We start from the raw sequence: 228 nt of genomic DNA, 5'->3' as shown, positions 1-228 counted from the left end.
CGTGTGGAGCGGCAACGCCGCCAACGAGGGCGACGTCGAGCGCGCGGTGAGCGCCGCGCGCCGTGCCTTCCCGGCGTGGTCGAATCTGCCGTTCGAGGCGCGCTGCGAGATCGTCAAGCGCTTCGCGGCGCTCGTCACCGAACGCAAGGAGCAGCTCGCCCAGGCCATCGGCCGCGAAACCGGCAAGCCGCTCTGGGAGGCGCGCACCGAAGCGGCGTCGATGGCGGC

Annotated in this window: 1 protein-coding gene; it reads left to right on the top strand. The window is 73.2% G+C overall.

All coding sequences use genetic code 11. The features are described from left to right. Nucleotides 1–228, top strand: a 228-nt coding sequence (locus R2R70_RS23760; RefSeq protein WP_410979456.1) for an aldehyde dehydrogenase family protein, incomplete at both ends; no start/stop codon positions are given.

The organism is Cobetia sp. SIMBA_158, from assembly GCF_046566945.1.
GTDB classification, from domain to species: Bacteria; Pseudomonadota; Gammaproteobacteria; order Pseudomonadales; family Halomonadaceae; genus Cobetia; species Cobetia amphilecti.
This window is presented reverse-complemented; position numbering and strand designations above follow the sequence as displayed.